At 69.3% G+C, this 19,527-nt stretch carries 19 protein-coding genes; 10 read left to right on the top strand and 9 right to left on the bottom strand.

The annotated features are described in order from the left end of the window. Window positions 1-7 precede the first annotated feature (7 nt). The 3 genes from ACIBL3_RS14610 to ACIBL3_RS14600 are packed head-to-tail and all read right to left on the bottom strand — an operon-like array spanning window position 8 to window position 4,809. Window positions 8-2,638: a family 20 glycosylhydrolase gene (locus ACIBL3_RS14610; RefSeq protein WP_396353780.1), complete on the bottom strand. Its 2,631-nt coding sequence runs from the start codon at window positions 2,636-2,638 to the stop codon at window positions 8-10. Beyond that, window positions 2,635-3,558, bottom strand: a complete 924-nt coding sequence (locus tag ACIBL3_RS14605; RefSeq protein WP_396353779.1) for a MurR/RpiR family transcriptional regulator — start codon at window positions 3,556-3,558, stop codon at window positions 2,635-2,637. The genes ACIBL3_RS14610 and ACIBL3_RS14605 overlap by 4 nt, the downstream gene beginning before the upstream one ends. 60 nt (window positions 3,559-3,618) lie before the next feature. Further along, on the bottom strand, window positions 3,619-4,809 hold the full coding sequence (locus ACIBL3_RS14600; protein WP_396353778.1) for an MFS transporter: 1,191 nt from the start codon (window positions 4,807-4,809) through the stop codon (window positions 3,619-3,621). An 88-nt stretch (window positions 4,810-4,897) separates the two neighbouring features. Between ACIBL3_RS14600 and ACIBL3_RS14595 the strand changes: the two genes are divergently transcribed. Together ACIBL3_RS14595 and ACIBL3_RS14590 are read left to right on the top strand one after the other, a co-directional pair. Then, window positions 4,898-5,209 carry an ArsR/SmtB family transcription factor gene (locus ACIBL3_RS14595; RefSeq protein WP_396353777.1) on the top strand — a complete coding sequence of 104 codons (312 nt, stop codon included), beginning with the start codon at window positions 4,898-4,900 and terminating at the stop codon, window positions 5,207-5,209. Window positions 5,210-5,301: 92 nt separating this feature from the next. Beyond that, the gene (locus ACIBL3_RS14590; protein WP_396353776.1) at window positions 5,302-7,563 is read left to right on the top strand and encodes a PQQ-binding-like beta-propeller repeat protein; all 2,262 of its coding nucleotides are present in this window, start codon (window positions 5,302-5,304) and stop codon (window positions 7,561-7,563) included. Here ACIBL3_RS14590 and ACIBL3_RS14585 read toward each other — a convergent pair. Then, window positions 7,547-8,431: a Gfo/Idh/MocA family protein gene (locus tag ACIBL3_RS14585; RefSeq protein ID WP_396353775.1), complete on the bottom strand. Its 885-nt coding sequence runs from the start codon at window positions 8,429-8,431 to the stop codon at window positions 7,547-7,549. The genes ACIBL3_RS14590 and ACIBL3_RS14585 overlap by 17 nt on opposite strands. A 206-nt stretch (window positions 8,432-8,637) precedes the next feature. On the opposite strand from ACIBL3_RS14585, the gene ACIBL3_RS14580 reads away from it, so the two are divergent. Both ACIBL3_RS14580 and tuf read left to right on the top strand, forming a co-directional pair. Further along, window positions 8,638-11,019 (top strand): hypothetical protein, encoded by a 2,382-nt coding sequence (locus ACIBL3_RS14580; protein WP_396353774.1) that lies wholly within the window; start codon window positions 8,638-8,640, stop codon window positions 11,017-11,019. 291 nt (window positions 11,020-11,310) lie between these two features. Then, on the top strand, window positions 11,311-12,498 hold the full coding sequence (tuf, locus tag ACIBL3_RS14575; protein ID WP_396353773.1) for an elongation factor Tu: 1,188 nt from the start codon (window positions 11,311-11,313) through the stop codon (window positions 12,496-12,498). A 39-nt stretch (window positions 12,499-12,537) separates the two neighbouring features. On the opposite strand, the gene ACIBL3_RS14570 is transcribed toward tuf, so the two are convergent. Further along, window positions 12,538-12,795, bottom strand: coding sequence for a DUF4031 domain-containing protein (locus ACIBL3_RS14570; protein WP_396353772.1), 258 nt, complete (start codon window positions 12,793-12,795; stop codon window positions 12,538-12,540). After that, window positions 12,792-13,496, bottom strand: coding sequence for a copper homeostasis protein CutC (locus ACIBL3_RS14565; protein ID WP_396353771.1), 705 nt, complete (start codon window positions 13,494-13,496; stop codon window positions 12,792-12,794). The genes ACIBL3_RS14570 and ACIBL3_RS14565 overlap by 4 nt, the downstream gene beginning before the upstream one ends. A gap of 267 nt (window positions 13,497-13,763) precedes the next feature. Here ACIBL3_RS14565 and ACIBL3_RS14560 point away from each other — a divergent pair, with 267 nt between their 5' ends. The 6 genes from ACIBL3_RS14560 (at window position 13,764) to ACIBL3_RS14535 (ending at window position 18,152) form a co-directional block, all read left to right on the top strand. Next, on the top strand, window positions 13,764-14,804 hold the full coding sequence (locus ACIBL3_RS14560) for a LacI family DNA-binding transcriptional regulator (RefSeq protein ID WP_396353770.1): 1,041 nt from the start codon (window positions 13,764-13,766) through the stop codon (window positions 14,802-14,804). Between the two features lie 114 nt (window positions 14,805-14,918). Next, window positions 14,919-15,131 (top strand): hypothetical protein, encoded by a 213-nt coding sequence (locus ACIBL3_RS14555; protein ID WP_396353769.1) that lies wholly within the window; start codon window positions 14,919-14,921, stop codon window positions 15,129-15,131. A 332-nt stretch (window positions 15,132-15,463) separates the two neighbouring features. After that, on the top strand, window positions 15,464-15,808 hold the full coding sequence (locus ACIBL3_RS14550) for a hypothetical protein (RefSeq protein ID WP_396353768.1): 345 nt from the start codon (window positions 15,464-15,466) through the stop codon (window positions 15,806-15,808). A gap of 57 nt (window positions 15,809-15,865) precedes the next feature. After that, window positions 15,866-16,231, top strand: coding sequence for a hypothetical protein (locus tag ACIBL3_RS14545; RefSeq protein WP_396353767.1), 366 nt, complete (start codon window positions 15,866-15,868; stop codon window positions 16,229-16,231). Further along, the gene (locus ACIBL3_RS14540) at window positions 16,228-16,632 is read left to right on the top strand and encodes a hypothetical protein (RefSeq protein ID WP_396353766.1); all 405 of its coding nucleotides are present in this window, start codon (window positions 16,228-16,230) and stop codon (window positions 16,630-16,632) included. Before ACIBL3_RS14545 ends, ACIBL3_RS14540 begins: the two co-directional genes overlap by 4 nt. Beyond that, window positions 16,629-18,152, top strand: coding sequence for a multicopper oxidase domain-containing protein (locus tag ACIBL3_RS14535; protein ID WP_396353765.1), 1,524 nt, complete (start codon window positions 16,629-16,631; stop codon window positions 18,150-18,152). The genes ACIBL3_RS14540 and ACIBL3_RS14535 overlap by 4 nt, the downstream gene beginning before the upstream one ends. Here ACIBL3_RS14535 and ACIBL3_RS14530 read toward each other — a convergent pair. Genes ACIBL3_RS14530 through ACIBL3_RS14520 form a run of 3 tightly spaced genes read right to left on the bottom strand, consistent with a single transcriptional unit; the run spans window position 18,149 to window position 19,487 of the window. Beyond that, window positions 18,149-18,772 carry a DUF998 domain-containing protein gene (locus ACIBL3_RS14530; RefSeq protein ID WP_396353764.1) on the bottom strand — a complete coding sequence of 208 codons (624 nt, stop codon included), beginning with the start codon at window positions 18,770-18,772 and terminating at the stop codon, window positions 18,149-18,151. The genes ACIBL3_RS14535 and ACIBL3_RS14530 overlap by 4 nt on opposite strands. Then, window positions 18,772-19,263, bottom strand: coding sequence for a Clp protease N-terminal domain-containing protein (locus ACIBL3_RS14525; protein WP_396353763.1), 492 nt, complete (start codon window positions 19,261-19,263; stop codon window positions 18,772-18,774). The genes ACIBL3_RS14530 and ACIBL3_RS14525 overlap by 1 nt, the downstream gene beginning before the upstream one ends. Then, entirely contained in the window at window positions 19,263-19,487 is a 225-nt protein-coding gene (locus ACIBL3_RS14520; protein WP_132212221.1) for a hypothetical protein, read from the bottom strand. Before ACIBL3_RS14520 ends, ACIBL3_RS14525 begins: the two co-directional genes overlap by 1 nt. Window positions 19,488-19,527 lie beyond the last annotated feature (40 nt).

Raw genomic sequence — 19,527 nt, 5'->3', positions numbered from 1 at the left:
ATCGCCCTCACTTCGCGTCGACGGTGATCTCGGCGGCGGTGCCGAACGGGTTCCCGCTCGCCTCGGACAACTGGACCAGCCGCAGGTAGCGGGCGGTGGTCGCCGCGATCGGCACCCACTTGGCGTCCGGGCTGTTCGCGAACGTGCCCTTGGCCACCGGCTGGCCCCAGTTCGTGCCGTCGGTGCTCAGGTAGATCTCGTAGTCCGCGATCCGCCCGTTCGTCGCGTTCAGCCGGGTCTGGTACGTCACCGCGCAGACCGACTTCGTCGCGCCCAGATCGAGCTGGATCTCGTGCGGTGGCGGCGGCTGCTTGGCGGACCACTCGGTGTGCCAGAACGTCGCCGGGTTCCCGTCGATCGCGTTCACCGCCCGGCCGTCCTCGCCGGCGGTCTCCTCGCTGTCGACGTACATGACCGCCACCGGGCTGCTCGCCTCCGGCACACAACTCAGCCGGACACCAGCCGTCGTCGCGAGCTGGTGCTGACGCTCCTGCGTGTACGACGTGACTGCGCCGAGAGCGACCGTGGACGCCGGGGCATCGGCGGGTGGGGTCACGGTGAACGCCAGGTCCTTCGAGGCGCCCGGAGCAAGAGACTGCAGCGACTGATTGCTCGGAGCAACGGTCCAGCCGGCCGGAGCCGATGGCGTCACGGTGATACCGGTCGCGGTCGACGTGGTCGTGTTGGCGATGGTCACGGTCATCGTGGCGGCGGTGCCCGGGGTGATCGTCTGGCGGTCGACGACAGCAGTCGACCTGATCACCGGGGTGAGCGTGAGCGGAGCAGGGCTGTGACCGTCCGGGATCTGCTGGACCAAGCCGGCGCCGTCGAACGTCGCCACCATCCGGGTGATCGCGTTGATCAGCGTGATCCGGTCACCCGATTTGGCGAGTTGCCAACGTTGCAGTCGGTTGGTGGCGTCACAGGTCTGCCCTGTGATCGCCGTACCGGGCTGCAGTGGGGTGTTGAGATAGCGGGTGCCCAGACGGGACTCGGCGCAGCGACCGGACGCTAGGTTCTTCAGGCTGTAATAGCCGTCGGTCGTCGGGGTGAGGTCCCAGGCCGACTCGGTCCCACTCAATGTGAGCTGCTCGCCTTCGCCTTCGGCACCGAGGAACTTGCCGCCTGTCGTGAGCGAATAGGTGCCTGCAGCAACCGGTACGCGGTTGACGTTGTCGAAGCCGGGGGCGCGGCCGACCGCATCCGCGCGGGCGGCGAAGGTGGCGTAGTCCGGGTCCGGTTGCGGGGCGCCCCAGGTCGCCTGCGCGATGAAGCGCAGCGGCATCCGGACCTCGGCCTCGATCTCGTTCTCGGTGTTCCCCGAGCCGTTGTCCGGCCACAGCGTGATCTTGGCGCCGGTGATCCCGTTGCGAGTGGCAACCGTCTCGCCGTCGAACTTCAGCGGCGACCAGCCGGAGGTGTACAGCTGCTGGGGGTTGGTCTTGAAGCCGCCCCGGACGTTGTAGAGCGCGAAGGCCGCGTTCATCACCTTGCGCCCCTCGGCGAGCAGCGCACTCGGCTTCACCCCGCTGCCCAGCCAGTGCTCGACCACGATGTCGCGATCCAGCGGAACCGTGGCCGCGATGGTGATGCCGTCGTTCCAGATCCGCAGCGTCTTGCCTTTGGCCTTCACGTGCGCGTTGACCCGGTTGATGAAGTCCACGAACGCGTCCTGCGGTACGGCGTCCGGCCCGAACTTCTCTCGTGCGTAGGCGAGCAGCTGCGGGTAGCGGGCGTAGTCGGAGCCGAGCATGTACTCGTCCGCGCCCATGTGCCAGTACGGGGTCCGGAACACGCTCAGGTTCTCGTCGATGATGTCGGTGAGGAAGTCGAACGCCTCGGGCTTGGTGATGTCGAGCCGGCTGACCTGCTTCTGGCCGGAGCTGTCGGTGAGCTGCAGATCCGGCCGGTTGCGGATCCAGGGCTCGATGTGCCCGGGCGAGTTGACCTCGGGCACGATCGTCACGTGGTACTTGTCGGCCAGCTGTTGCAGGGCGGCGAGCTGCGGCTTGGTGTAGTAGCCCCACTCGACCGATTCGGGATGCGTGTCACTCTTCACCTTCAGCTCGACCCACAACTGGTTGAGCTTCAGGTACGCCGCATCCTTCACCAGCCGCTCGAACCACGCCGTCGACACGTTGATCAGGCAGGCGCAGACACCGACCCCGCGCTCGGCGTACTCCGGTACGTCGACAACGCGGCCGGCCGGGATCGTTTTCGCCTTCAGGAGTTGGAGAACCGTTCGAGTGCCGTAGAACGCGCCGGTGTCGGTCCTGGCGGTGATGCGGACGGTCTTTCCGACCGTCAGTTCGTAGCCCTCGGCGCCGAGGTCGGTGCGCGCAGGATCCAGGTCGATGGCCAGATCACCGGTCCGGGCAGTGCCGCCACGGACCACGGGGAGGCGGCGGCCGGTCAGCTCCGCGGCGTCATCGGTGAACGTGAGTGCCTCGTCGTACGCACGGGTGTCGACGGTGACACGAGTGTTCGGGCCGAGTTGGAAGGAGCCGGCGGCGGATTGCCAGCCGGTCAGGGCGGGGACGGTCTTCGGGGTGGCGGGTTGGGCGGTCGCCGGGGTGCTGACCAGGCCTGCGGCAAGCAGGACCGTGCCGAGCACACCCGCGATCAGGCGGGACTTCATCGTCTGTCTCCTCGGGAGCGGCGAGTGCGGACGGAGTGTTTCGAGCTGATGTCTGCGGTCAGGTCGATCGCCTGACCGGCGCGGTCCGAGGTCAGCTGCGCGACCCGGATGTAGAGGCAGTCGGTGACGACCAGTTGGGAGTGCCGCGCGGCCAGACCACCGCTGCGGAACGACGTCTCGAGTACGGCGGTGGTCAGCACCTCGTCGACCACGCCGGCCATCGGGGATCGCGGATCACTGGTGATGCCGATCGTGGTCGCGCCGCGTTCGCGGGCGAGTTCGACGGGTTCCAGGACTTCGGCCGTCGTACCGGAATGGGAGATCGCGACGACGGCGTCGGCGGCGGTGAGCAGGGCCGCGGAGGTGGCGGCGCCGTGGATCTCCGGCCAGGCGCGGACCTGGGCGCCGATCCGGAACAGCCGCATTTCGAGTTCGGCGGCGATGGTCGAGCTGCCGCCCACGCCGTACACGTCGATCCGCCGGGCCGCGGCGAGGGCGTGCGCGGCCCGGTCGAGGGCTTCGAGGTCGAGCTGGTCGACCGTCTGCGTGATGGCCCGGATGTCGGCGTTCGCGACCACCGTGGCGACCCGGGCGAGCGGATCGTCGTCGGTGATCACCGGGCCGAGGTCGGTGCTCCAGCCGGGAACCGTCGCGCGGCCGAGCTGGGTCGCGACGGCGATCCGGAGCTGTTGATGACTCGCCAGCCCGATCGCCTGCGCGAACCGGGTGACGCTGGCCTGGGACACCCCGGCCCGCTCCGCGAGCGCAGCGGTGGACAGCTCGGCCACCTGCTCCGGCTCCGCGAGCACGGTGTCGGCGACCAGGCGCAGCGCACCGGTCAGCCGCGGCAGCGCGGCCCGCACCCGATCCGCGATGTCAGCAGGCGGCTGCGGTGGGGCGGGCTCGCGCACGTGAATCATCCATTCACCGATCGGGCGGATCGGTGAAACACTGCGTCAGAGCGAGGTCGGTGTCAAGCCCTACTGGTCGGCAACTACGGCGAGGACCGGTTCTTCCTCGTCCAGGTGCTCAACCCGCTGGAGCGCCGGGTCGCGCCGCAGGGTGACGAGCAGGCCCAGCACGGCCAGGTCCAGTACGGCGGCGACCAGTGGGAGGTAGGTGATTCCGGCCAGTTCGATGACCAGGCCGCCGACCACTGCGGACAGTCCGGCGCCGAGGTAGATCGCCGACGCGTTCAGCGAGATCAGCAGGCCGCCGCCCAGCTCGAGCAGCAGGTTCTGGATCGGCGGGTTGAAGGCCCAGGTGAACATGCCCCAGAGGAACAGCGCTGCCGCCGCGCCGACCACGGTCGTCGCGGTCAGGTCCAGCGTTCCAACCATCAGGATGCTGCCGATCAGGACGCCGTACAGGGTCCGAAGGCTGCCGAAGCGGTCGGTCGCCCGGCCGCCGATCAGGTTGCCCACGACGGCACCGAGTCCGTAGACGAGCAGCAGGATCCCGACTGCGCTGCCGCCGAGGTGCACGGTCTGCTTCAGCAACGGGACTACGTAGATGTAGACGCTGAACGCGGCGAGGACCCCGAGCACCGACATCGCCAGCACGGTCTGGACCCGGCGGTCGGTCACGCCGGCGAACCGCTGCCGGAGACTGACCACGGGTGGCGCCGCCACCTTCGGCAGGGCGGCGCGCTCGGCGATGGCGACCAGTACGGCGACGACGGTAATCAGGGCGAAGACGCCCTTGTAGCCGAGGGTCGGGCCGAGCAGTGTGCCGGCGGGGACGCCGAGGACCAGGGCGAAGGTGAGGCCTCCGAAGACGATGGCGACCGCTCTACCTCGCTGCTCCGGTGGCAGCAGGCCGGTCGCGAACAGGGTGGCCGCGGGCGTGTAGACCGCGGCGCCGAAGGCCGCCACGACCCGGCCGACGATCAGCACTGGGTAGTTGGTGGCCACGGCAGCGATCAGGTTGCCCAGCGCGGCGAGGACGAGGGCGGCGATGAGGAGAGTACGGCGCTCCCACCGGCCGGTCAGCGTGGACAGGATCGGGGCGCCGATGGCGTACGACAGCGAGAACGCGGTGGCGAGCTGGCCCGCGGCCGTCAGCGAGACGTGCAACTCGGAGCTGACGTCGGGGAGTACACCGGACACGACGTACGCGCTGGTGCCGACCGCGAAAGCACCGGCGCCGAGCAGGTAGATCCGTGCGGACATCGAGGACCTTCCGGACGAGGACGATTAGTTCGATGAAGATCGTACTACGAAGTTCATCGAAGTTCGACCGACGTCGTACGATGGGAGCATGACGAGGAAGGCCCTACCCCAGCCGGACCGGGAAGAGATCCGGGTCGAGGCGGTGTTGCAGGCCCTCGGCGAGCCCGTCCGCCTGCAGATCATCCGCGCCCTGGCCGACGCGCCCGACGGCATCGCCTGCGGCGAGATCGAGCTCCCCGTCACCGCCTCCACCCGCGCCCACCACCTCCGCATCCTCCGCGAAGCCGGCGTCCTCACCACCCACACCGAAGGCACCCGCCGCATCAGCACTCTCCGCCGCGACGACCTGGACATCCTCTACCCCGGCCTCCTCACCGGCATCCTCACCGCCCGCCAGTAGCCGCGCCCAGCGGGGCAACCGACGGGTGCCTGCAAGGTCTCGGTGGGGAGATCGAGCGTTTGCTGTGGGGGTGTGGCTGGCAGACTGTTGCAGTGGTGGAGCTGCGTGCGAGGTGGGACCAGCTGGTGCCCGGCTCGGACCAGCTGGCCGACGAGCTGGTCGCCCGGTACGTCGACCGCAACCGCCGCGCCTATCGCGACCACTACCTCGACATCGTCCTCACCGCGCTGGACTCACTCATCCAGCTCGCCACCGACCCCACTTCCGTGCGACTGGCCGCCTGGTTCCACCGCGCCGTCCACGAGCCCGGCGGCACCCCGGCTGAGGACGCCGAAGCCTCCGCTCGACTCGCCGAGGAGCTCCTACCGCAGTACGGCGTACCGCCCATCCGCATCGCCGAGGTCGCTCGCCTGATCCGCCTCACCGGCGACCTGGCCGCGCCACCGCCCGACTCCTACGCACCACCCCGCCGCGACGCCAACGGCGACGTACTGGTCGACGCCGTCAACGCCATCCTCGCCGCCGACCCCAGCCGGTACGCCGTCCACACCGCAGAGGTACGGCGAGACGCCGCCGACCGGAGGTCCGCACTCGAGCACCGGTACGACGAGGTCCGCCAACTGCTCGACGGCCACCTCTACCGCACCCAGCTGGCCCGGCAACGCCTCAGCCCGGTCGCACGCATCAACCTAGAGACAGAGCTGGCCGGACTGGACAGCGAGCTCCCCGCACCCTGGCGTGGTTGGCAGCAGGCTGCACTCACCGCGACTGCCACCTTCACCGCAATCGCGTCCGCCGTCGTCGCCATCGCCGCGTCCGGCGCCTCCTGGCAGGTCCCTGCGGCCGAGGATGCGATCGGCTGGCCTCCTGTCGTACTGGCCGCGGCAGCGTTCTTCAGCGCACCCGTGCTCTTCCGCTGCGCCCGCAGCGCCAGCCAGCGCGGGCTACTCATCTCGGGCGCCGTCACAGCCGCCGCAGTGACCGGACTGCTCATCGCCTGGGCCCAGATGCCCAGAGTGAACCCGGCAGTCGGCGTCGGCCTCCGCGTGCCCTTGCTCATCTCAGCCCTGCTGCTCCTCCTGGCAGCCGGTGCATCAGCCCTGGTCGGCTCACTCCTCCGCACCAGATCCGCACGCTTCCTCCCGCCCAGAAACGTCGGGCAGCAACTGGCCTGGCTGGTAGTCCCAGCCGTGGTCGCAGTGGCTCTGCTGCTGATCATCCAGCCGCTGGCCCGCAACTACGTGCTGAGCTCGAACGAGCGAGTTGAGAACGCGAACCGCCCAGCCGGCAAGGCCACCGCCTCGACACTGGACGGCACCGTCGCGTGGGTCAGCAAGACGATGCTCGGTTCCGGCGCCGAGGAGGCGATCGGCACCAGGTACGGCATCGCCGTACCCAGGCAGTCCGGTGTGGTGGAGATGCTCGACGCGGCCACCGGCGTACTGCGCTGGCGCTACAGCCGTTCCGACTCCGACGAGAAGCCGAACATCGTGGCGACCGGGAACGGCGACTACGTGCTCGCCCAGTTCGCGGACGTCGGCTACCTGCTGCTCGATGCGAACACCGGTGAGCGCAAGGCGGCCTGGCCGGGCCGTACCCGCGACCACCTGATCCAGCAGGCCGAGCCGCTGCTGACCGGCGAGCGCGTGTCCCGTGGCTCCGACAAGCTGCGCGGCGTCGACCCGGACGGGCGCGACCGGTGGACGTTCGAGCCGGGCCGCTGCACCGGGATCGGAGCGGTCGCCACCAGCGACACTGTGGTCACTTTCCTCGGCCGCAGCTGCGGTGACGAGGACGACGAGATGGTCGGCCTCGACCTGAAGTCCGGCAAGAAGCTGTGGACCAAGCAGTCCGGTGACACGTACCGGCGGCCGGTCGTCGTGGCCGGTCTGGTGGTCGTGGCCGAGCCGGGTGGCGACTCCGACCTGCCCGATGCGCTGACCGCGATCGACCCGCGGACCGGCGAGACGAAGTGGCGGTGGTCGGTGCCACGGACCTGGGCCTGCCGGACGCTGATGAACGCGGCCGGTCGCTACCTGATCGTCGTGGACTGCCCGGCGACCCGGAAGATGGAGAACGGCCAGACGCTGGTCACCGCGATCGACGCCGCCACCGGAAAGACGGCTTGGCAGACCGCAGCACCGGTCAACCCACGGGCGAAGGTCACCGTCACCGCCGACGGCCGGGTGATCTCACTCAGCCGCAGCTCCGACGCCTGCTGGGCCAACGTGATCAGCCGGACCGGCTTCCGCCAGGTCCGCCTCCCCACCGGCATCTCCTGCAGCCGCGACGCCCGAGCAATCGGCAACCTGGTCCTCACGTCTGGCGCCGACACCGTCATCGCGCTGCGTTGAGCTGATCCTCGGCTGAGGCCAGTAGCTCGACCACCCGGGTGCCGAAGGCGACGTCGACCGGGTGCGACTCGCCGGACTCGGCTGCGGCAACCAGCTCCTGCACGGCCAGCTGGAACGAGTCGACTGCGGGCGTGTCGCTCAGCGGCAGGATCGCCGTACCGGACTCTCCCCAGATGCCGGTCTCGAAGTTGCTGCCTGCGGGCGGGGCGGTCAGCGACAGGCTCGCCGTACTGGTCGCGCCCGACTCGTGCGTCACGACCAGGTGCACCAGGTCGCCCTCCCCACCGACAGCGGTGAGGCCGGCGATCGGGCCGAGCATCGCCGTCAGGTTGGACAGGGCGTGCGGACCGACGTCCCAGAGCGCACCTCGTTGCTCCCGCCGCCACGGCGAGTCCGTGAACGGGTTGCCCGGCTCATCGAGAGCGGCCAGCATCCGGGACCAGCCGCCCTTCCAGCCGCCCTTGGCCTGTACCTCGGCAAAGAACTCCCGGATCGGCGGCTCGAACCGGTGAGTGAAGAACACCACCGACGCGATCCCCTCGTTCGCGACCTCGTCGGCCAGCGCCCGGGCGTCGTCGAGCGAGTCGGCGACCGGTTTGTCCAGCAGCAGGTGCTTGCCGATCGCGGCAGCCTCCAGCGCCATCGACGCCTGCACCTTCGGCGGTACGGCGAACGCGACCGCGTCGACCGATTCCAGTAACTCCGCGTAGTCGTCGTACGGCGTGACCCCGAGGTCGGCGGCGATCGCGGCGGTTCTACCGGCGTCGCGTCCCCAGACGCCGGCGAACTCGGCGTCCGCGGCTGCCAGCAGCCCGGGACCGTGCGTCAGCCGCGCCCACGGACCGGTGCCTACCAGGCCGAATCGCATCCGTCCTCCCTCTCGTTGCCGGCCACCCGATCGGCCTGACCAGCCGGGTCGATGTGACCTGGACCGCAATTGCACTGCTGGGATTCGATGCCGCACGCACCCATCGCACTGGTCAGGTGACGAGCCGATATCGCTTTGGCCACGAGACTATCCGTAAGCGCCGGATCGGTCGGTGCAGGCTCCCGCCGGGTGCAAGACTCCCAGCCATGGACCTGCGCGACCAGTGGAATCGCCTGCTGCCGCACGCGCAGCCGTTGGGCGACGACCTGCTGGCTCGTTACGCAGAGCAACATCGCCACTATCACGACCAGCGGCACCTGAGCGAGGTGCTGGCCACCATCGACGAGCTGGCCGACCAGGCCGACGACGCCGACACGGTCCGGCTGGCCGCCTGGTTCCACGACGCGATCTACGACCCGAAGGCCGACCCCGGCGAGAACGAGGAAGTCTCGGCCCAGCTGGCCGAGCTCGAGTTGGCGGCGTACGGCGTCGACGCCGTACGGGTCGAGGAGATCGGCCGGCTGGTCCGGCTGACCGCCAAGCACGACTGCGCTCCTGACGACGCGAACGGCGCGGTGCTCTGCGACGCCGACCTGCGCATCCTCGGGATGCCCGCCGAGCGGTACGACGAGTACGCCGAGGGGATCCGGCAGGAGTACGCGCACATCGGCGACCGGGAGTTCGCCCGCGGCCGGATGTCGTTCCTGCAGGGCCTGGCCGAGACCCGCTTGTACGCGACACAGCGCGGCCACGAGGGCTGGGAACAGGCGGCCCGGGACAACATCGCCCGGGAGGTCGAGTCCTGGGTCCCTAAGGCGGCCCGGCCGATCGGCGGGCTGATCCCGATCGTGTACCTCGGCGCTGCCCTCGGTGCGGTCGTGGCCTCGTCCGTACTGCTCGGCCGTGGCCTCGGCGCCGCGGCGAAGTGGCCCGCCGACCCGGAGCAGGTCTCCGGCTTCCCGGTCTGGGCCCCCATCGCCGGTACGGCGTTGTCGGCCGGATTGGCGTGTGCATGGTTTCGCCGCGCGCAGCCGCGACTCGTCACGATGCCCGCACTGGCCTTCGCTGTCGTCGGTGTGATCGCGGTCGGCCTGTGCTGGTGGCGCTGGCCGGCTGCACAACCCGGTGCGGCGATGTCGGAGCGCTGGCCTTACCTGCTGCTCGCCTCGGTCGCCCTGGTGCTCGCCGGCGCGCTCTTGGCGTTGGCCCGGCGCTTGCGGCTGGCCCCGGCGTACGCACAGGCTCCACCGCGCCTGCTCAGCCTCGGCGTGACCGTCGTGTGCGGGTCACTGCTCGCGTGGATCGTGGTGTCCGCCGGTGAGCCGTTCGTCCAGGCTCGGCTGGAGACCGCCAACACAGTCAGCACCACCACGACCACCAAGCCCGAGCAACAGCCAGTCCAGCTTGACGGCGCACTCGCCTGGAGTCGCGAGGTGCCAGCCACCGGCGCCATCGCCGGTACGGCGGGTGGCGTCGCCGAACTGCGCCCGGACGGCGTGGTGATGTCCGACGCGAACACCGGCCAGATCCGGTGGCGGTACTCCCGGGCCGACGTCGACGACGCGGCCTCCAGCGGCTCACAGGGTCTGCTGGTCTCCAGTGACGGCCGCACCCTTGCCGCTCACCTGCCGTACGGCGGGACCCATGCACCGAGTGGGATCGACCTGCCGACGTACGCCGTACTGGATGCGGTGAGCGGGAAGGTGCTCACCGAGGTCCACACCGACGGCACGGCACTCGCGGTCGACGCGAACCAGCTGCTGGTGTCGGAGGACAACTACGTCGTCGCGCATGGCGTGAGCAGTCCGACGCATTGGCGGACCCAGTTGCGGTGCAACGTGACGCAGGGCGAGCTGATGGGCGACCAGGCGGTGGTCGTCGACGCGTGCGGTGGCAACAGTGCCGTCGTACGCGGTCTGGACCTGAAGAACGGCGACCAGCGGTGGGAGGTCGACCTGGGTACGCGGTTCGACCTGAGTGCCGAGCTGGACCCGTCCGCGTGGGTCGGCGACCTGGTCGCCGTACCGGACACCCGTGAGGTCTCCGGCCTGATCTGGACCGGTGCTGCCGGCGGCACACTCAACCAGTGGGCGATCGACGTTGGTGAGGGCCGCATCATCTGGACGACGCCGGTGCCTGGCACACCGCGACCGCGGCTCGGGTCGGCGTCCTGTGACGCTCAACTCGCCGCTACCCCGGCATCGCTGGCGCTGGTGACGTGCCGGAACGCCACCGATCCCGGCCAGGCGCAGACGTACGACGTGTCGGCAGTGAGCCCGGCGGACGGGACGCCGCAGTGGCACCACTTGCTGGAGGTACCACCGAAGCTGCAGCAGCCTGAGTACCCGCGGGACGGGTTCGGCCTCCTTCCGGACGGTCGCGTGGTCACGCTGATGCCGCAGACCAACGGCAGCTGCTCCCCGGTGATGATCGGCACCACCGGCATCCAGCCCCGCCCGATCCTGGCCGGCCCCACCGCCGAGTCCGTCGCCCAGTCCGAAGAAGTCACCTGCAACAAGCCGGCCGTCGCAGTCGCCGGCGCCCGCCCCGTCTTCTCCGACGGCACCCGCCTCTTCGCCCTGAACTGAGGCCCGGGAATTCTGTTGCCTGAGGCAGCGTTACTTCTTACCGTGATGGACATGTACCGCGTGGTTCTCGAGCACGACCTGTCAGGCACCGGCCTGACGGGCGCTCCCACGTGGGCGACGTCAGTCGATTCAGCAACCTTCACCGGCGCGCGAAGCCGACCCTCCTCCTGCTGAGCAGGACCCGCGGAGGAGGGTGGTCGCTCACCGGCCCCCTCCGTGCGGGTGACAGCCGCGGAGGGCTGCCCGGAGGGTCCTGGCTCACACGAATCTTCTGACACGTAAGGACTTTTCATGGCCAAGAGCCAGTTCGTGCGGACCAAGCCGCACCTCAACATCGGCACGATGGGTCACGTCGACCACGGCAAGACCACCCTGACCGCCGCCATCACCAAGGTGCTCGCCGAGCGCGACCCGGGCGTCAACTCGTTCGTCGCGTTCGACGGCATCGACCGGGCGCCGGAGGAGGTCGCGCGCGGCATCACCATCAACATCTCGCACGTCGAGTACGAGACCGCCACCCGGCACTACGCGCACGTCGACATGCCCGGGCACGCCGACTACGTCAAGAACATGATCACCGGCGCCGCCCAGGTGGACGCCGCGATCCTGGTCGTGTCCGCGCAGGACGGCGCCATGCCGCAGACGCGGGAGCACGTGCTGCTCGCGCGCCGGGTCGGCGTTCCGTACCTGGTGGTCGCGCTGAACAAGGCGGACACCGTGGACGACCCCGAGCTGCTCGACCTGGTCGAGCTGGAGGTCCGTGAGCTCCTGTCGGAGTACGGCTTCCCGGGCGACGACGTACCCGTCGTGCGCGTCTCCGGACTGCGTGCGCTCGAGGGCGACCCGCAGTGGACCGGCGCGATCGGCGAGCTGCTGGACGCGGTCGACACCTACGTGCCGACCCCGGACCGTGAGCTGGGCGAGCCGTTCCTGATGCCGATCGAGAACGTGCTCACCATCAGCGGCCGCGGCACCGTGGTCACCGGCGCGGTCGAGCGTGGTTCGCTGAAGGTCGGCGACACGGTCGAGGTGGTCGGTCTCGGCCCGACCGTCACCAGTACAGCGATCGGTATGGAGACGTTCGGGAAGTCGCTGGAGTCCGCGGAGGCGGGCGACAACGCGGCCGTCCTGCTGCGTGGCGTGAAGCGCGACGAGGTCCGTCGCGGCCAGGTCGTGGCACTGCCCGGCAGCGTGCAACCGCACCGGAAGTTCCGCGCCCAACTGCACGCCCTGTCCACCGCCGAAGGCGGCCGCCACAGCCCCTTCGGCCCCGACTACCGCCCTCAGTTCTACTTCCGCACCACCGACGTCGACGGCGGCATCGACCTGGGCGACCTCACCCTGGTCATGCCCGGCGACACCGTCGACCTCACCGTAGAACTGTCGAAGCCGATCGCCATGAACACCGGCCTGGGCTTCGCCGTCCGAGAAGGCGGCCACACCGTAGCCGCCGGCACGGTGACCGAGCTGCTCGACTGAACAACGGCCCTCAGTTGCCGCAAGCAACTGGGGGCCGTTTCACGTGCCCTTGCGGTGGCGGAGGCCGGCGGAGATCAGGCGGCGGACGAGTTCTCGGCTGGAGACTGGGGTGGCGCCGGCGGCAATGAGGTCTTCGTAGCGGTCGCTGGGGACGTCGTAGTGGTCGCGGTCGAAGCCTCGGGCCGGAATGCCGGCGGCGCGGGCGAAGGCGTGGAGCTCGTCGTACGACTCGTCGCTGACCAGGTGGGACCAGACTCTGTTCCACGCGGGCCAGGCCGGTGGATCGATGAGGATCATCCGCGCGAGTCCTGCGCGTCGAGCAGATTGCGCCAGGCTCGGACGAACCGCGAGTTCACGTACGCCTTCGTCCACGAGCCGTCCTGGCGAACCGACGAGCCGACGTGGAAGCGCCGTACGCCGCTCTGATACAGCCACGGCACGTGCTCCGGCTGCAACGAGCCGCCGGCCATCATCACCTTCGCCACCGCGGGCTCCTCGTTGGCCAGCTTGCACAGGTCATCCAACCCGTGGCCGACCCCGAGCGACGACCCGGCAGTCAGCACACAGTCCAGCCCCGGCAGCGTCTGCAGCGCACGCCAAGCCGGCCGTTGCTCCAGTACGGCGTCGATCGCCCGGTGAAATGTCCACGGCGTACCAGCGAACGTGCTGGCCAATGCCGCCACCGAGTCGACGTCCACCTGGTTGTCAGGGGTCAGGAAGCCGAACACGAACCCGTCCACGCCCGCCGACAGATAGGACTGCGCCATCGCGGTCAGCCGGTTGAGCTCGGCGCCGTTCGTGGTGAACGAGTCGGACAGCCGCAGCATCACCCGGAGCGGCAGATCGGTCGACCGCCGGATCGCGCTGACCGTCGACACCGACGGTGACAACCCGTCGGCCTCCATCGCCGCGCACAGTTCCAGCCGGTCCGCCCCACCCTCTTGCGCCGCCTCCGCGTCCGCCGGATGCAGCGCGATGACCTCCAGCAACGACCCCATGCCCGCCATCATCCCGCATCAGGTACCGACGGACAGGAGGTGTTCACCGCCTGTCGCCCGCTCCCCGCTCAGGCGAAGGTCTGTGTGCGGCCCGAGGCCGGACACCTCCTGTCCGGCTGTCCCGGCCCGAGGCGGGATGTTCCTGGAGCCTGGCCGGAAATTGCGGTTGCACTCCTCCAGGGTCTTCTGTATCGTTTTTCTAGAACGATTTAGAAGAACGATCCAGAAGACTGCCCCACCAGCAGCCGAAGCGAGAGGAGACGAGACATGGCAGGCGTCACGCTCAAGACCGTCGCCCAGGCCGTCGGGGTGTCCCCGTCGACCGTCTCCAACGCCTACAACAAGCCCGACCAGCTGTCCGCCACGCTCCGCGAGCGGATCCTGGCCACCGCCCACGAGCTCGGCTACGCCGGTCCGGACGCGTCCGCGCGGGCACTCCGCAGCGGCAAGGCCGGTGCGATCGGGGTGCTGTTCACCGACAAGCTGGCGTACGCCTTCTCGGATCCGTACGCGGTCGGCTTCCTGGCCGGACTGGCCGAGGTCGCCGAGGAGTTCAGCACCAGTCTCCTGCTGATGCCACTGAGCTCGGCCGACCTCGTCGGCGGCAGCAACGCGGTGCAGCAGGCGGCGATCGACGCGGCGGCGATCTTCTGCGTACCGGGCGGCCACCCTGCGGTGGACATCCTGCACGCCCGCGGGATTCCGGCCGTCTCGACCGATCGCGGCGACCACCCGGACCTGTCCTGGGTCGCGATCGACGAGGTCGAAGCAGCCGCGAAGCTCGGCCAGCACCTGGCCCGGCTGGGTCACCGCGACGTCGTCGTACTGGTCGACGACAAGGGCGACCAGGCCGGTGACACCGCGGTCGATGTGGACTTCGACGAGATCGGCTGCACCGACTGCGAGCTGCGGATCCAGGGCCTGCAGAAGGGGATGCCGGACGCGCGGCTGCGGCTGGTGTCCGGCGGTCACAACGCCATCAGCTCCGGCCTCAAGGGCGCCGAGTACGTGCTCGACTCCCAGGATCGGCCGACCGCGATCGTCGGGCTGAGCGACGTCCAGGCGCTCGGCGCGATGGAGGCGATGAAGGTCCGCGGGCTGACGCCCGGCCGGGACCTGACCGTCGTCGGCTTCGACGACATCCCGGCCGCCGAGCAGGCCGGACTGACCACGATCCGCCAGCCGATCAGGGACAAGGGCCGCGCCGTCGGCCGGATCCTGCTCGACCCGGCGACCACCGAACGGCAGGTGCTGATGCCCACTCAGCTGGTCGTCCGCTCCAGCAGCGGGCCGGCGCCACGTAGCTGACAACCACACAAAACACCTGGGACCCGCAGCGGGTTCCCGGGCCGATCCCCCACGATCTCCGACGGCCGCCCGGCCGCCGGCCGACCGAACACGCTCTCAGGAGGGAGCAGAACCATGACGTACTTCATGCCCGGCAACACCGCCGTCGAGGCAACCCGCAACCTGGCGCAGTCGGCTCTCCCGAACGCTCCCCAGCAGCCGTACGACGAGCCCACCCCGCGCCGCACCTTCGCGGTCCGGTCCCGGATCAGCGCCGTACTGCGGACCGCCGCGGAGCGCGAGCTCCGGCTGGCCAACCGCATCGACCCGGCCTGCACCGCGAACTGAACACCACAGAACCCCACGCCGCACCCGCTGCGGCGTGGGGTTTTGTCGGTACGGCGTGGCACTCTGAAGGGCGTTGACGTCCTCCCACCACCTGAAGGCAGGGGATTCCAACCGTTGCGGGTTGAGGTTCGCGGTTCACAGCCGTGCCTTACTGCGCAAGAAGGCTCCCCGCGCTGCCACGGCCCGCCCGGCCGCGGTTACTGCTGGTACTACTGGTTACTTGGCTATCGCAACCGGTGAAAACACTACCCGACTCGACCGACAAAACCTGAAGGGAGGAGATGGCGTTCCCTCTCCGCCGTGAACGACGGGGTTTCCACGCCATCAAACCGATGAACGAGCCTGGGGTGTTGCTGACTGCCCGAGCCATGGTGCTGCACGACCTGGCCGCGCGGGGATTCGACGATGCGGTGATGGTGTCGGTGCTCGAGGACGCGGTGGCCGGCCGGCAGTGGTGGCTGGACCAGTGGCCGGACGGCGCTGAGCACATCGCCGGGCTGGTCGCACAGGACGTCCAGGACCGCTTGGTCGACTCCGGCGTCCGCTGGCCGCGCTGCACCGCATGCGACGACCTGAACGACCACGAGCTGCGGATCGAGCCCGAGCTCGGCCCCGACCCGCACTGGGTCTGCGAGCGCGCCGGCATCACCGTCGCACCCTTGGGCCGCCTTACGTAGCACTCAGGGCAATACCTGATTGTCCTACATGTAGCCAGGCTACTATTGTCTGTCTCCATGAAGTCCCTTGCCGCCCTCCGACTGGTCGCCGCGACCCACGCGATCGCGATCTGCCTGCAGCCGATCCTGGCCGGCGTCTACCTGAACGGCTCCGGCGGAGCGATCCGGATCCATGAGCCACTCGGCCTCGCGGTCTCGTCGATCGCGGTCATTCAGTTGCTGATAGCAACGCTCTGGTGGCGGACCGGCGGCCGGTTCGCCGCGCCGCTGGTGTCGCTGCTGGTGCTGACTGGCGAGAGCGTCCAGATCGGCATGGGGTACAGCCGTGACCTCGCCCTGCACATCCCGCTCGGCATCACCCTCGTGGGCACCGTGGTCGCCTTCGCCTTTTGGACCCGTCGCCAGCAGGCGGTGACCCGATGACGGTACGGCGGCCACGCGCATCCCTGTGGACACTGCGGATCGTCCTGCTTCTGCACGCGAGCCTGGTGGTGGCACAACCGATCCTGGCCGGGTACTTCCTGTCCGGCGAGGTCGACGCGATGAGCGTGCACGGACCGATCGGGTCGACGCTGTGGATGGTCTCGATGATCCAGTTCGTCGCCGCGATCCTGTACTGGCTGGCCGGCGGCGGCCGGATCTGGCCGCTGCTGCTGACCGTCGTGCTGTTCCTCGCCGAGTTCGTCCAACTGACCTTCGGCTACCTGCAGAACTTCGCCGTCCACGTCCCGCTCGGTACGGCGATCGTCGTCACCGTCGTGTGGATGACCGTCTGGTCGTTCCGCCCGGCCGCCCGCCGCAGCCGAAAGGAGCCCTCTCGATGAAGCTGTCCCGCCGCGGATTCCTGGCCGTTGCCGGCGGCACCGGCGCCGCCCTCACCTTGACCAACTGCGGCCTCGACCCGTCACCGTCGCAAGCCGGCGAGCTCCTGCGCAGCCAGGCCAGGCTCCCCGAACCGTTCCAGGTGCCGCTCCCGATCCCACCTGTGAAGAAACCGATCGGTACCGAGGCCGGCGCCGACTACTACCGCGTCGTACAACGCAAAGCCAGTCTGGAGATCCTCCCAGGACTCAAGACCGAGATCCTCGGGTACGACGGCCTGCTGCCAGGGCCCACGTTCGACGTACGGAGTGGGCGGACCACTGTGATCGAGCAGGTGAACCAGCTCGACGTGCCGACCGCCGTACACCTGCATGGCGGACACACCCCGGCTGCGAGTGACGGCTGGCCACTGGACCTGATCATGCCGCCCGGCGGCCACCAAGGTCACGGCGGCCACCACGCCATGCCCGGCGGCGACGTGAAGACAGGTAGTCGCGTCTACACGTATCCGAACACGCAGCGGGCCGCGACGCTCTGGTACCACGACCACCGGATGGACTACACCGCGCCTCAGGTCTACCGCGGTCTGTTCGGCTTCCACCTCGTCCGGGACGACGAGGAGGACCGTTTGCCTTTGCCTGCGGGCGATCGTGAGATCCCGCTCGTCATCGCGGACCGCGCGTTCGCCGAGGACGGCTCGTTCTTGTACCCGCAACGACCCGATGGACCCGGCGTCGAGTCGGCGTACATGGAAGGTGTTGTCGCGGACGTCACCTTGGTCAACGGGGCACCGTGGCCGGTGCACGAGGTGGACGCGGTCCGCTACCGATTCCGGATTCTCAACGCGGCCAACGCGCGCCGCTACGAGCTCGCGTTCGACAAGGGACCGGCGAAGTTCGTCCAGATCGGCAGCGACGGCGGACTGCTCGACGCGCCGATCGAGCACGACACCCTGGTGATCGCGCCGGCCGAACGCTTCGACGTGATCGTGGACTTCTCGCCGTACCAGCCTGGTGACGAGGTCACGATCGTCAACAAGCTGGACGGCAACGCGAACGTCCTGCGGTTCAGAGTCGCCCGGAAGGCCACCGACGACAGCAGCATCCCGGCCAGGCTCTCGTCGTACGCCGTGCTGCCCAAGCCGGCCGGGATCGTGAAGCGGAGGTGGAAGTTCAGCCGGGGCGACGCCGGTGGTCACAAGGGCTGGACGATCAACGGGAAGGCCTTCGACCCGGGGGTGATGCAGGCGCAGGTCAAGCTGGACCAGTACGAGATCTGGACCTTCGTCACCGACGTCCACCACCCGGTGCACGTCCACCTCGCACCGTTCCAGGTGTTGAGCCGCGGCGGTGGCGGGCGCGGCGCGTACGACGGCGGTTGGAAGGACACCGTGGACATCCGGCCCGCCGAGGTGGTCGACGTCCTGGTCAAGTTCACCGCCCACAAAGGCAAATACCTGATCCACTGCCACAACCTCGAGCACGAGGACATGGCGATGATGGCGGGGTTCGAGACGGTCTAGGTACGGCGCCGGACGCGCAACGCCAGCGCGAACAGCCAGGCCCAGCCGATCGTCACGGCGAGCCGCTGGAACAGACCGGCCACGTCGACCAGCGACTCGGTCTGGTCGAACCCGGTGCCGGCCAGCACGAACGTCGCGGCGAAAGCGGTTGCACTGAGCAACGAATACACCCGCCACTTCCAACCACGGCCGCCGGACAGCACGACCTGGGCCAGCGCGAGCGCGAGGAACGCGGGCAGCGAGAAGCCGTCGTGGAGTGCGCCGATCGTGGTGTACTCCACGGCGTCCGGCGTACCGACCGGGAACCCGCTCACCGGGTCGGTCACGAAGATGCCGGCTCCTACCAGGCCGAGGCCCCAGATCCCGATCAGCACGGCGCCGGCGCGCAAGCCGGACCGCCAGAGGCCGACGGCGCAGGCGATGGTCAGCAGACCGCAGACCAGGAAGTTGGCGGTCTGCACCCACCCGTGCTCGCCGAGCGCCAACGAGCTCACCGGGTGGCGCATCGGGTCATACCCTGAACCTTTGAGGGCGCCCTCGATCAAGAACGTGAGTACGAACAGAGGTCCCGCCACCAACCCACACTCGACAAGTCGATTGTTGACCTGCTGACTGCGCATCAGCGGACGCCTTCCGCCAAGGCTTCGGCGGCTCGGGTGCGGAGGGCGGCGCGGTCTATGCCTGCGGTTGTCAGGGCTCGGGCTACTCGGTTTCGGTCGGAGTCGAGGATGCCTGCGAGGATGCGGACGGAGCCGATTCGGGTTCCGCCGACCTTGGGCTCGGCGTCGAGGGCGCGTTTGAGGAGGAGGCGGACCGACTCGCCGATCTGGGGGTCGCGGCTGTGGTCGGGTGTTGCTTCGGGCAACAAGCCGATGCGGACCGCGATCCCGGCGATTGCCAGGCTGTGCTCCCATTCGCGATCGAGAGCCGCCCGGATCACATCCTCGGTCAGCCCGGCGTCGGCCAGCAGCCGCGCGGCGGGGTTGTTCTCCATCGCGGCCAGGGCTAGCAGCACGTGCTCGGCCTCGATGGTCCGGGACCCGTCCCTGCGGGCGACCTCCCGCGCACCACGCACCAGGATGGTGCGAACGTCCTTCGCGTCGGACGACATCAGCGCCTCCTCAGGGCGACGCCCGCGGCGATCAGCCGCTTGGCGTGTTTCTTGTGAACGGCCTGCCGGGTGACCCCCAGCACCTCGGCCACGTCGGACCAGCTCCAGCCGGCCCGCATCGCCTGCTCCACCTGGCTGTCCTCCAGCCGGTCGGCCAGCCGGCGCAACGCCACCACCGCGGCCAGGCCGGCCGCGGGGTCCTCGGGATCCACCAACTCGGTCATGTAAGCAACTTAAGTTGACAACCCGCCCCTGTCAACCAAA

Origin of the sequence: Kribbella sp. NPDC050124 (genome assembly GCF_044460355.1) — a bacterium.
In the GTDB taxonomy this organism is placed as follows: domain Bacteria; phylum Actinomycetota; class Actinomycetes; order Propionibacteriales; family Kribbellaceae; genus Kribbella.
This window is presented reverse-complemented; position numbering and strand designations above follow the sequence as displayed.

Bases quoted from the DNA above. Each gene is read 5' to 3' on its own strand.
- ACIBL3_RS14595 (WP_396353777.1), top strand. From the start codon at position 4,898: ATGACGAGGAAGGCCCTACCCCAGCCGGACCGGGAAGAGATCCGGGTC.
- ACIBL3_RS14520 (WP_132212221.1), bottom strand. From the start codon at position 19,487: ATGACCGAGTTGGTGGATCCCGAGGACCCCGCGGCCGGCCTGGCCGCG.
- ACIBL3_RS14610 (WP_396353780.1), bottom strand. From the start codon at position 2,638: ATGAAGTCCCGCCTGATCGCGGGTGTGCTCGGCACGGTCCTGCTTGCC.
- tuf (WP_396353773.1), top strand. From the start codon at position 11,311: ATGGCCAAGAGCCAGTTCGTGCGGACCAAGCCGCACCTCAACATCGGC.
- ACIBL3_RS14560 (WP_396353770.1), top strand. From the start codon at position 13,764: ATGGCAGGCGTCACGCTCAAGACCGTCGCCCAGGCCGTCGGGGTGTCC.
- ACIBL3_RS14535 (WP_396353765.1), top strand. From the start codon at position 16,629: ATGAAGCTGTCCCGCCGCGGATTCCTGGCCGTTGCCGGCGGCACCGGC.
- ACIBL3_RS14600 (WP_396353778.1), bottom strand. From the start codon at position 4,809: ATGTCCGCACGGATCTACCTGCTCGGCGCCGGTGCTTTCGCGGTCGGC.
- ACIBL3_RS14530 (WP_396353764.1), bottom strand. From the start codon at position 18,772: ATGCGCAGTCAGCAGGTCAACAATCGACTTGTCGAGTGTGGGTTGGTG.
- ACIBL3_RS14565 (WP_396353771.1), bottom strand. From the start codon at position 13,496: ATGGGGTCGTTGCTGGAGGTCATCGCGCTGCATCCGGCGGACGCGGAG.
- ACIBL3_RS14550 (WP_396353768.1), top strand. From the start codon at position 15,464: ATGAACGAGCCTGGGGTGTTGCTGACTGCCCGAGCCATGGTGCTGCAC.
- ACIBL3_RS14540 (WP_396353766.1), top strand. From the start codon at position 16,228: ATGACGGTACGGCGGCCACGCGCATCCCTGTGGACACTGCGGATCGTC.
- ACIBL3_RS14555 (WP_396353769.1), top strand. From the start codon at position 14,919: ATGACGTACTTCATGCCCGGCAACACCGCCGTCGAGGCAACCCGCAAC.
- ACIBL3_RS14570 (WP_396353772.1), bottom strand. From the start codon at position 12,795: ATGATCCTCATCGATCCACCGGCCTGGCCCGCGTGGAACAGAGTCTGG.
- ACIBL3_RS14605 (WP_396353779.1), bottom strand. From the start codon at position 3,558: ATGATTCACGTGCGCGAGCCCGCCCCACCGCAGCCGCCTGCTGACATC.
- ACIBL3_RS14585 (WP_396353775.1), bottom strand. From the start codon at position 8,431: ATGCGATTCGGCCTGGTAGGCACCGGTCCGTGGGCGCGGCTGACGCAC.
- ACIBL3_RS14545 (WP_396353767.1), top strand. From the start codon at position 15,866: ATGAAGTCCCTTGCCGCCCTCCGACTGGTCGCCGCGACCCACGCGATC.
- ACIBL3_RS14525 (WP_396353763.1), bottom strand. From the start codon at position 19,263: ATGTCGTCCGACGCGAAGGACGTTCGCACCATCCTGGTGCGTGGTGCG.
- ACIBL3_RS14580 (WP_396353774.1), top strand. From the start codon at position 8,638: ATGGACCTGCGCGACCAGTGGAATCGCCTGCTGCCGCACGCGCAGCCG.